The following is a 10,783-nucleotide window of genomic DNA, read 5'->3' as shown; positions in this document are numbered from 1 at the left end:
TGAAGGCGACCGTCCAGGGATCTTCGTTCGGACGGCCGCGGGCGGCCGCCGCAGGGCGGACCCTAGCGGACGGCTGGCCGCGTCGTGCTCGGCAAGGGTTCCTGATGGTGCCCGGATACACCGCCGTTCGGCTTTGCGGTGGCGGGCCCGGAACCTTCGTCCAAGCGCGCTGACTGGCCCCGCCAGACCTGCGGCTGCGCTACGCCCGGCATTCCTGTCGCCAGAGCCTCCAGCGCCGGGCGGTTGAGCAGAACGATGCGGCTGGGTCGGGGCATCGACAGGATACGCTCTCGCTTGAGGCGTGAGAACTCGCGCGAAACGGATTCCGTCGTCAAGCCGAGGTATTCGGCGATCTCAGAGCGGCGCATGGGAAGGTGAATCTCCCGGCCGAGGCTCGTTGGCGCTGCTGAGGGACGGCAGAACTCGAGGATGAAAGACGCAAGCTTCTCCTCGACCGTCTTCCGGCCGAGGGTCAAAAGACGGTCCTGAAGGGCGGCGATCTCGTCGCTCGCCAGATCGAGGAGCGCGCGGTCGATCACCGGGTAGCGATCGGCGAGACGCTGCAGCGCTTTCCATTCCAGCCGGAAGAGCCGGCAGTTTGAGACGGCCTGGGCGGTGACCGGCCAGGGCGTATCGCGCCGATGCAGCGGGATCAGGTCCCCGGCGGCGCGGAAGGCAACGATCTGGCGCCGCCCGTCGGGCAGAACCTTCCAGAGCTTGGCGACGCCGTCAGCCAGCACGAGGAAGTCGGACCCGATCTCACCCTGGCTAGCCAGAACCTGACCGCGCGTGGCTGCCACCAGCGTCACCAGCTGTCTGAGCTGCCGCCTGCCGGTCCTGTCGAGGACCGCGTTGAAAAGGGGAAAGTCGATCGCCGAGGACTGCCCCCCATCGATCAGGCGCAGAAGCATCAGCCGTCGGATTTGACGATGGTCACCGGCAAGGCCGCCTCCCGCGCGATCTGGACCGCGGTCGAGCCGTGCACGAGCCGCCCGAGACCGTTGCGGGGCCGGCTGCCCAGAACCAGGAGGCAAGCGTTGTGGGCCCGCGCGACGTCGAGGATCTTCGCGGCCGGCAGCCCTTCGACGCAAAGCCGCTTCGCGCCGGCAAGGCCGGAGAGCCGTGCGTTGTCGCGGCCGAAGCTGTCCAGGTATTGGGCAAGCCGTCGTTCGGCGACGTCGGCTATCGGCTCGAGCGGATCTCCAACGTCGGGCTTGTAGCTGCCCGGCGAGTCGGCCGGATCGTGAATCACATGGAGGATCTCGAGCGGGGCACCGACGGCCTCTGCATGGTCGCAGGCCCAGCGAAGGGCGGCTTCCGAGCTTTTGGAGAACTCGACCGCCACCAGGACAGGCGCCGGAGTCGTGGCTTCGTCCCTCACTCTGTCTGGCCTTACCAAGGTATCGACGATCTGATTCATGGAGACCTGCTGCAATTGCACCTAAATCAAAGATTCTAAACCTTTTAATCCTAGCCCCCAGGCTTGAAGGATTTGTGATGCCTGTGTTGCAGAATGATGACATCTGCCTCGGTCTTCGGATCTGTGGGTCCGAAGGGCCCACGACGCCTCATGTTAGCGGGCGGCGGACCTGTTTCGAACAGGCCCTTCGAGGGCACGGAAGGGACCGCCGGCTGTCACGTCTTTGCGGAGACGGACGCCGGGGCGTATAACACTGGGGCTCCCGGGTCCGGAGAGCCGCCTGGCCGCACCACGACCCCGTCAGGCTTTACCCGCTTTCCCTACCCGATCCGGCGCCCGGACCGCAGGTTCGTTCCCGGCATCGGGCAAGGTCACTGCCGAAGTAGGTTCTGCTTGAATTCCATGATGGCCGCCGATCCGGAACCGAGAACCACCCAAGGGTCAGCATTTCTAGACCTGGTGCCGATCACGGAGCTTCAGGACATCAAAGGGGTTCCTTTCCCGAAGAGCATAAAGTACCGGCAGCTGATCCTGACCGGACCGCCCGGGTCGGGGAAGTCGCGGCTCGTGCGGAAGATCGGAGGCTGGCCGGAGGAGGGTTACATCGACCTCACGCTGGACATCTGGTGGCGGGCTCAGGCCCTGTCCCTTCGCCCGCGGGAGGTGCACCTTGGATTTCCCTTTGTCGGACACAAGGAGGCCCTGACGGTCTTCGACCGGGAGTGGCTGGAGGCCGATCCGCCACCCGAACTCGACCACGCCCGGATTCTCCTACCGCCTGCGAAAACTCACTTTCTTTCCACCAATTGGCGGGCGCGCTTCGTGTTCGAGTTCCTGATACCGCCGGCCGCCGAGATCCTCGAGGGGCGCCTGGAGCGGCAGAAGCGCGAAGTCCACCCCATCGATCGGGACGTGACCCTGGCGCAGGTGGAGAAGCAACTGGACGTGTATCGTCAGGCCGCACTACACTTCAAGCGGGCCGGAATTTTGATCTATGTCAGAGACGAGTTCGAGGGCCTGCCCAAGGATTTAGCCATGCCTGCCAGGGAGGACTGAACGCTCTAAGCGCAGGACGGGGGAGAGCAAAGGGCGGGACAGTGCTAGACCGGGTTCGGGATTTGTTCTTTCAGACCGACCCAAAGGATGCGGTGTCGCTGACGGCTGAGCCGCAGCTTTTGGTCGGGCGTCTCCTTGTGTCGGCAGAGGTCGCAGCGGTCCAGTTCGACCTGGGGGGCCGGTCTCTCTGGCTTCGTCCCGAATGCCAACTCGACGGCGATCGGCGGACGACCAGGGACTGGATCCTGGCCGAGCGTGAGGGTTGCGCTGAGACGGTTGCCGGGTTCCTGCGGATCCGGGATGGAAGCAAGCTCCGCCTCGGGCGCGGCGACGAGACCTGCCAGCGGCTTTTCAAGTTCCCCAAGAGCGTTGCGAAGAGGCAGCTCGAGATCGCCAACAAGGACGGCCGGATCACGATCACCCGCCTCGACCCCGGCGGAGAGACCTATGTCTCGCGCGTCGGAGCTGCCGAGGGGATCGACGGTCCGGCCAGCCGGCGCCGCGCCTGCCTCAGGGAGATCCGCCGCATCTTCGGCGGTCCGATCGAGCTGCTGGCGCCGGAGCAGGCGCTGATGGCGCTGCGCGGGGTCAACTTAATTCTGCGAGACGAAGCCTATCGACCGAGGGATTCGCTGGGCCTGCCAGGCGGCCTTCTGAGCCTGCCGGACGGGCCGTCGCCTGTGATCGTCGGCGACCTGCACGCCAACCTGGACAACCTTCTCAAAGTCCTGAGCGAAAACGCCCTTCTGGATCTGCTCGAACAAGGCAAAGCCAACCTGGTGTTCCTGGGCGACGCGGTTCATCCGCAGGGAGAGACCGACCTGACGCAGATGGACGGTTCGCTCCTCATGCTGGACTTGATTCTCAAGCTGAAGGCCCGCTTGCCGCGGAACGTCTTCTACCTTCGGGGCAACCACGAGAGCTTCGACGAGTCCGTGGGCAAGGGCGGCGTGCCGCAGGGTGTCCTGCTGAAGCGCCGCGCCAAAGAGCTGCGCGGCCCGGCCTATGCGGATGCGCTGGCGGAGTTCTTCGAGCTGCTGCCCTACGTGGTGAGGTCCAAGCGCTGCATTGCCTGCCACGGCGGCCCACCGCGCAGCGATGTGACCGTGTCCGACTTGGTGAACATCCGCAGCCGCCACCGCCTGGGGCAGGAGATCATCTGGAACCGGGTCCGGCGGCCCAACCATCCCGGCGGCTACGGCAAGAGGCACGTCAACGCCTTAAGGACCAGACTCGGCGTCGACGAAGACACCGCCTTCATCGTCGGTCACACGCCCCTATCGCCCGAAGGGACCCTTTGGCTGGACGCCGGAAACATCCGCAACCACCACATCGTCTACAGCGCCAACCCGCACAACTTGGCGGTCTTCGTCGGGCTTGGCCAGGACCTGGTCCCCTTGGAGTACCCCGCCGAAGCCCTGCTCGACCTCACCAACGCGCTCGAGGTCAAGGAGCAGGAGCCGGCGGCCCTCGCCGTTTAGCGCATCAAGCAAAAGGGGCCGGACCGGACCGGCCCAACCCCTTCAGTTCTGATGGCCCGGCCCGCCCTCGGGGCGGGCCCGTGAGCCTAGGTGAATATGCCCTTCAGTGTGAAGTAGAAGAGCGCCGCCAGCACGCCGCCGATCGGCAGGGTGACGATCCAGGACACCACGATCCCACCGATGACCCGCAGGTCGATCGCCCCGATGCCGCGCGCCAAACCGACACCCATCACCGCACCGACGGCAATGTGCGTGGTGGAGACCGGCATGCCGGTCCGCGAAGCCAGGACGACCGTCGCGGCCGCCGCCATGGTCGCACTGAAGCCGCGCGTCGGCGTCAACTCGGTGATCTTGGTGCCGATCGTCCGCATCACCTTGTAGCCATAGGTCGCCAGCCCGACGACGATGCCGAACCCGCCGAGCAGCAGGATCCAGATCGGCAGCTCGGACTTCTGGGCCACCTCCCCGCCTGATTGGACCAGGCCGTAGACGGCGGCCAGGGGGCCGACACCGTTGGCGACATCATTCGATCCGTGGGCAAAGGCCATGCCGCAGGCGGTGAACAGCATCATCGGCACAAAGACCTTTTCGACGCTGGCGAAGTGGTAGTCCTGATCGGCGGCCTCGTCGACCTTGACACGACTGATCAGGGCCCAGCCTATGGCCGCGATGATCAGCCCGATGACGGCCGCTGCCAGGAAGCTCATGGGGATGGTGAGATCCAGCTTGAGGTGCTTCAGTCCCTTGAACAGCGTCACCAGGGCGATGACGAAGCCGACTAGGAAGACATAGACCGGGCCCCAACGCTTGGCGCTCTGGAAGGGATTGTCGGTGTTCAGGATCAAGCGGCGGATGCTGATCATCAGGATGAAGGCGATCGTGCCGCCGAGCACCGGCGACACCACCCAACTGGCCACGATTTGCCCGATCTTGTCCCATTTGACGGCGTCCAGTCCAATGCCGGCGATCGCAAAGCCGACCACGGCGCCGACGATCGAATGGGTGGTCGATACCGGCCAACCGCGCGAGGAGGCGATCATCAGCCACACTGCGGCGGCCAAGAGCGCCGCCAGCATTCCGAAGATCAGAACCTCCGGCGTGTTGACGATGGGACTGGGATCGATGATGCCCTTGCGGATCGTCGCAGTCACGTGCCCCCCGGCCAGCGCGGCGCCGCCGAACTCGAAGATGGCGGCAATGATGATCGCCGTGGTCACGGTGATGGCACCGGATCCCACTGAGGTACCCATGACGTTCGCCACGTCATTGGCGCCGATGCCCCAGGTCATGTACAGACCGAAGACCACGCCGAGGGTGATCAAGATCATACCGTACTGATTGATGACTTCCATGGCCGCTCCTCCCCCTATCTGTCGTTCGGACTTCCCTCAGCTGGCGAGCAAGAGGCGCAGCCGATTGCCAACCTTTTCTGCGTAGTCCGCCAAGTCGCCGATCCACTGGATCAGCTGGTACCAGAACATCACCGAGACGGGCTTCATCTCGTCTTCCTGCGCGAAGAGGCGATGCGTCAGGTCCATGCCCATCTGGTCGGTGTCGTCCTCGATCTTGTTCAGCTCGTCGACCATCTCGGAGACTCGCTCCGACTCGCGTCCGCGGAACCCGGTCTCGACGAGTTCATCGAGCTCTCCGATCACCTCGGCCGCCTTGTCGCAGGCCTGAACGCAACGGCGCGCCAGGGCAACCAGCGGCTCCTTGAGGCTGTCCGGGACCTCCATCGGGCGCTCGACGAGCAGCCCTGCGATGTCCTGCGCCGTGTCGGCGATGGAGTCCTGCATGTCGAGCACTTCGAGTAGATCGCGCCGGTCGACCGGCATCAGAAGGCTCTTCGGCAGATGGGCGCGGAGCTCGTTCTTGATGTCGTCGGCCTCTTGTTCGAGGGCGAAGATCCGATCCTTGAACTCGGCCACCTTGCCCTGATCCCCAGCGCAGAGCGCTTCGAACAAGCCCGGCACCTCGCCGGCGCAGCGGGTTACGACCTTGATGTGCTCTTGCATCGGCTTGATCGGCGAACGGCCGAACAGGCTTGCGAAGGGACTGGTTCTGGCCATGAGCGACTATCCTCCTCCTGCTTCAGCTTCCAGCGCTTGCGCCGGCACACGGCGATCGGACGCTGGCCCCCCAAGCCGGCCTTGAAGAGACCTCAAGAGTCGAGGTCTGACTTCGCCGCTTGTCATCGAAGAGTAGCGGATAGCGGCCAAGAAAGTTTTGACCTTGATCAATTTTTGGCGGAACTGTCGAGAATTGAGCCGATTCGATTGGTTTCTTGGACCGGGGGACGTAGGCGGACCTCTCGCGACTGGACAGCCAGCGCCTCCGTCGGACGACCCGATAAATTGATCCAAATCAGCGACACCTATGCGAGACTGTCGAAGCATTGCCTCGGGTCCGCTTGGAGGCGCTTCGACGTGGCGGAACAGGGAGGTCTGCCTCTAGACAGGCGCACTGGGGGCAGCGGGATTTGAGCGATGGCCGGCAAGATCCTCGTGGTGGACGACGAGCCGACGATCCGTGAGATGATCGGTTTCGCCCTGTCGCGGGCGGGCTTCTCCTACGCGGAGGCGGGCGATGCCGCACAGGCCGAGGCGGAGATCCTTCGGGACACCCCCGACCTGATTCTGCTCGATTGGATGCTGCCGGGGCGATCGGGAATCGACTTCGTCAAGCTGCTGCGCCGCGATCCCGCGACAAGATCGATCCCGGTCATCATGCTCACCGCGCGCGGCGAGGAAGAGGACAAGGTCCGGGGCCTGCGGGACGGGGCCGACGACTACGTCACCAAGCCCTTCGCCCCGAAGGAACTGGTGGCGCGGATCGAGGCCGTGCTGCGCCGCATGAAGCCCGAAGCGACCGACGACACGGTGAAGGTGAACGGCCTGCTGCTCGATCCCGTCAGCCACCGGGTCACGGTCGGCGAGCGGGACCTCGACCTCGCACCGACCGAGTTCCGCCTGCTCCACGTCCTCATGACGCACCCGGAGCGGGTCTACAGCCGCGATCAGCTGCTCGACCTGGTCTGGGGTCGGAACATCCACGTCAGCCCGCGCACGGTGGACATGCACGTCAGCAACCTGAGGAAGACGCTCGAGGCCAGCGGACACAACCGGCTGATCCAGACAGTGCACGGCAGCGGCTACCGGTTTTCGACCCGGGGCCAATCTTGATCCGGGCCTGGCGAAACGAGCTCGCTTTCGTCGCCGCCGTCGGCCTGGCGCTGGTCCTCCTGGGGTTGCTTTTCGGAGGCACCCGGCTCCTGCTGGGGTTGGGCCTGATCGGCTACCTCGGCTGGCACCTGGCGAACTTCCTGCTCCTGCAATCCTGGATCAGACGGCGCCGAGGGTTTCGCCTGCCGGTCTCCCTGGGCGTCTGGGAGGCGGTCTTCGATGGCCTGCAACGCGAGCGGCTGCGCAAGCGGCGGCGCGGGCGGCGCCTGATCGGCTTTCTCTCCGACTACCGGGAGGCCGCCGGGACTCTGCCGGATGCCATCGTCGTCCTCTCCGAGACCGGTGCAATTTCTTGGTTCAATCCCGCCGCCCGAAAGCTCCTGGGGCTTCGCTGGCCCGCCGATTTGGGCAAGGACATAACCGGGGTGGTGGTTCACCCGATCCTGGAGGACGACCTGGCTGCGGGCCGGTCGTCGCGGCCCCTGGAGGTGCCCTCCCCGGCCAATGGCGCCTGGATGCTGAGCCTCCAGATCACCGCGGCCTTCGGCAACCAGCACGAACGCCTGCTGGTGGCGCGGGATATCACCCCGGTGTTCCGACTGGAGCAGGCGCGCCGGGACTTCCTGGCCAGCGTGTCCCACGAGCTGCGAACACCGATCACGGTGTTCCGCGGCTACCTCGAGGCGCTGCAGGAGTTGGCGGTGGAACAGCCGCAGTGGCGCATTCCGGTGGCGCAGATGGACCAGCAAGCCGAACGCATGCAGGCGCTGGTCGACGATCTTCTCACACTGTCGCGCCTGGAGATGGCGGATCGGCCCCTGGCCGAAGCCGCGGTGCCGGTCGCCGAGATCCTGGCCGAGATCCTGGCCGAGGCCCGGATGCTCAGCGGCGACAGGCGGCACAGCCTCCGGCTCGAGATGGACCCGACCGTCCAGCTCCTCGGCGAGGAAGGCGAGCTGCGCAGCGCCTTCTCGAACCTGATTTTCAACGCCGTGCGGCACACGCCGGCCGGCACCCGGGTCGACATCGACTGGCAGAGAAACACCGAAGGCGCCAGCCTCTCGGTCCGGGACAACGGGCAAGGCATCGCCGCCTACCACCTGCCGCGGCTCACAGAGCGCTTCTACAGGGTCGACGCCGGGCGATCGCGCCGCTCCGGCGGAAGCGGCCTCGGTCTGGCGATCGTCAAGCAGGTGCTGGACCGCTATTCGGCGGAGCTCAGGATCGCCAGCGACGTGGGCAAAGGCACGACATTCAGTTGCCACTTCCCGGGATCGCGAGTCCGCACGGAACCCGAGGCAGAACTCTCCAAGGCCGGCTAGCGAAAGCGCGGAAGCATTGAAGGGCTTTCCTCCCGACCGCGGTGAATATGACAGAAATTTTTCACCCTCATGACAAATCCATAACAAACGCCTGGCAGTCTCCCCAGAGAAAATTGATCTAGCGCATTCTTGGATCGCTGCGGACCGAGGCCTTTGGCCCCGGCCGCATGAGGGAGGAACCATGCACAAGACCGCCAGATTTTCCGTCGCCGCCATGATCGCCGCGGGCGCCGTCTCACTGAGCGTCTCGGTGGAGGCCCGCGAGCTGATCCAGAACAAAGGCTCGGACACCCTGGTCAATGTCGCCCAAGCCTGGGCGGAGGCCTACCAGAAGGTCAATTCCGACGTCGCCGTCGCGGTGACCGGCGGCGGCTCGGGGACCGGAATCGCCGCGATGATCAACGGCACCGTGGACATCGCCAACGCCAGCCGGGCGATGAAGAGTAAGGAGCTGGAGCTCGCCAAATCCAAGGGCCAGAACCCGGTCGAGCACACCGTCGGCTTCGACGCGCTCGCCGTCTTCCTGCACAAGGACAACCCGGCCAAGATCCTCTCGATCCCCCAACTGGCAGAGATCTACGGTGAGGAAAGCGACATCGAGAAGTGGACGGACATCGGGCTCGAGGTTCCGGGTTGCAAGGACCAGGAGATGGTCCTGGTCAGCCGCCAGAACAACTCCGGCACTTATGCCTATTTCCGCAAGGCTGTCCTCGGCAAGGCGCGGGACTACCGCATGGGGACCCGCGACATGCACGGCTCGAAGGACGTCGTTGATCTGGTCGAGAAAACGCCCTGCGCGATCGGCTACAGCGGCCTCGCCTACGCCACCGACCACGTCAAGCTGGCCTGCGTCGCCCAGGACGGGAAAGACTGCGTGATGCCGAGCGTCAAGACGGCCGCCGACGGCAGCTATCCGATCGCCCGCCCGCTGCTGATGTACACCAACGGCGAGCCGACCGGCGAGATCAAGAAGTACCTCGACTTCATCCTCAGCGATGAGGGCCAGTGCATCATCCGCGACAAGGGCTATGCGCCGGTCCGCGAGGTGACCTGCAACTGAGCCGACCCGCCGGGCCTGGTGGGGGGCCGGGCCCGGCGTTTCTCTCTCTCTTTCCTCTCTTTCCTGGTCGCCGCGCGTCCGGCAAAGCCGGGCAACGGGCCGGAAACCACAGCCCTCTTTAGACGTGCCCTATCCAAACGGGGCACCCGGTAAAGGCGGAGCATCCAGCTATGCCACTCTACGAAGAGCGATTGTCAAACGACATGGCCCGGATCCGCGAAAGGGTCGCTTCCCTGAGCGCGGCTGTGCAGAAGGCCCAGGAGGACGCAGTCCAGGCGGCCCTGACCGGCAACAAGGAGCTGGCCAACCAGACGATCCTCCGGGACCATCCCATCAATCGCCAGACCCGGGAGATCACCCGTCTCTGCCACGGCTTCCTGGCGACCCATCTGCCCAGCGCCGGCCATCTGCGCCTGATTTCCTCGATCCTGAGGCTGGTCAACGAGCTGGAGCGCATCGGCGACTACGCGGCCACCATCGCACGCGAGGGCCTGCAACTTCCGCACCTGCCGACGGGACTCCTGAAGCAGGAGATGGAGGACATGGCCCGGCAGGCGCAGACCTGCCTGCTTCAATCGATGAAATCCTTCAACGAGAAGGACGCCGAACTCGCACGCGAGACCAAGGCGATCGCCGCCCAGGCCAAGGGCCACGGCGACATGGTCTTCGAGGAACTGGTCCAGGAGAGCGAGACCTCTCACGAGGAGATCCGGTATCTCTTCGACGCCCTGATCCTGATCGGTCGGCTGAAGCGGGTCTGCGACAGGTGCAAGAACATCTGCGAAGAGACCCTGTTCACGGTGACCGGCGAGACCAAGCCGCCCAAGGTCTACAGAATCCTGTTCCTGGACGAGGACAACACCTGCCAAAGCCAGATCGCCGAGGCCGTTGCCCGCAAGACCTTCCCCAACAGCGGCGAGTACGAGAGTGCCGGTCGGCGCAACGGCGTCGATCTGAAACCCGGACTCTTGGGCTTCCTCGAGACGCACGGCCTGGCGCCCGAACCGATCACGACGACCGCCCTCGAGCCCGATCCGCACAAGGTCGCGAAGTACGATGTCGTCGTCAGCCTGCAAGGCGATGTCGGCACCTATCTGCCGCAGCAGCCCTTTCGCACCGTGTTCCTGGATTGGGACGTCGGAACACCGCCGGAGGGACTCGGCGAGGCCGAGGCCAATGACCGCTACGTCGAAATGTACCGCGAGATCGCCGTCAGGGTCCGCGACCTGATGGAGACCCTGCGCGGCGAGGGAGCCGATTGA

The 10,783-nt window shown here is 65.1% G+C and carries 10 protein-coding genes; 6 read left to right on the top strand and 4 right to left on the bottom strand.

Features of this window, described 5'->3' with window-relative positions; translation table 11 throughout:
* Positions 1–62: 62 nt before the first annotated feature.
* Both QNJ30_07435 and QNJ30_07430 read right to left on the bottom strand, forming a co-directional pair.
* Entirely contained in the window at positions 63–911 is an 849-nt protein-coding gene (locus QNJ30_07435) for a Crp/Fnr family transcriptional regulator (GenBank protein MDJ0943279.1), read from the bottom strand.
* A complete protein-coding gene (locus QNJ30_07430; protein MDJ0943278.1) occupies positions 911–1,420 on the bottom strand; it encodes a universal stress protein in 510 nt (169 codons plus the stop codon). Before QNJ30_07430 ends, QNJ30_07435 begins: the two co-directional genes overlap by 1 nt.
* A gap of 405 nt (positions 1,421–1,825) precedes the next feature.
* Between QNJ30_07430 and QNJ30_07425 the strand changes: the two genes are divergently transcribed.
* The gene (locus QNJ30_07425) at positions 1,826–2,476 is read left to right on the top strand and encodes a hypothetical protein (GenBank protein ID MDJ0943277.1); all 651 of its coding nucleotides are present in this window, start codon (positions 1,826–1,828) and stop codon (positions 2,474–2,476) included.
* Between the two features lie 137 nt (positions 2,477–2,613).
* Positions 2,614–3,957: a metallophosphoesterase gene (locus QNJ30_07420; protein MDJ0943276.1), complete on the top strand. Its 1,344-nt coding sequence runs from the start codon at positions 2,614–2,616 to the stop codon at positions 3,955–3,957.
* 86 nt (positions 3,958–4,043) lie between these two features.
* On the opposite strand, the gene QNJ30_07415 is transcribed toward QNJ30_07420, so the two are convergent.
* Both QNJ30_07415 and QNJ30_07410 read right to left on the bottom strand, forming a co-directional pair.
* Complete coding sequence (locus tag QNJ30_07415) at positions 4,044–5,309, bottom strand: inorganic phosphate transporter (protein MDJ0943275.1); 1,266 nt, start codon at positions 5,307–5,309, stop codon at positions 4,044–4,046.
* Positions 5,310–5,345: 36 nt separating this feature from the next.
* Complete coding sequence (locus QNJ30_07410; protein MDJ0943274.1) at positions 5,346–6,026, bottom strand: TIGR00153 family protein; 681 nt, start codon at positions 6,024–6,026, stop codon at positions 5,346–5,348.
* A gap of 417 nt (positions 6,027–6,443) precedes the next feature.
* On the opposite strand from QNJ30_07410, the gene phoB reads away from it, so the two are divergent.
* The 4 genes from phoB to QNJ30_07390 all read left to right on the top strand — a co-directional run bounded on the left by phoB (position 6,444) and on the right by QNJ30_07390 (position 10,783).
* Positions 6,444–7,139, top strand: a complete 696-nt coding sequence (gene phoB / locus QNJ30_07405) for a phosphate regulon transcriptional regulator PhoB (protein MDJ0943273.1) — start codon at positions 6,444–6,446, stop codon at positions 7,137–7,139.
* Complete coding sequence (gene phoR, locus QNJ30_07400; protein ID MDJ0943272.1) at positions 7,136–8,461, top strand: phosphate regulon sensor histidine kinase PhoR; 1,326 nt, start codon at positions 7,136–7,138, stop codon at positions 8,459–8,461. Before phoB ends, phoR begins: the two co-directional genes overlap by 4 nt.
* 181 nt (positions 8,462–8,642) lie before the next feature.
* Positions 8,643–9,521 carry a PstS family phosphate ABC transporter substrate-binding protein gene (locus tag QNJ30_07395; protein MDJ0943271.1) on the top strand — a complete coding sequence of 293 codons (879 nt, stop codon included), beginning with the start codon at positions 8,643–8,645 and terminating at the stop codon, positions 9,519–9,521.
* A gap of 170 nt (positions 9,522–9,691) precedes the next feature.
* Positions 9,692–10,783, top strand: coding sequence for a PhoU domain-containing protein (locus tag QNJ30_07390; GenBank protein MDJ0943270.1), 1,092 nt, complete (start codon positions 9,692–9,694; stop codon positions 10,781–10,783).

It is taken from the genome of Kiloniellales bacterium (assembly GCA_030066685.1).
GTDB lineage: Bacteria > Pseudomonadota > Alphaproteobacteria > Kiloniellales > JAKSBE01 > JAKSBE01.
The sequence above is the reverse complement of the archived record's forward strand: the minus strand, read 5'-3'. Positions and strand labels throughout refer to the sequence as shown.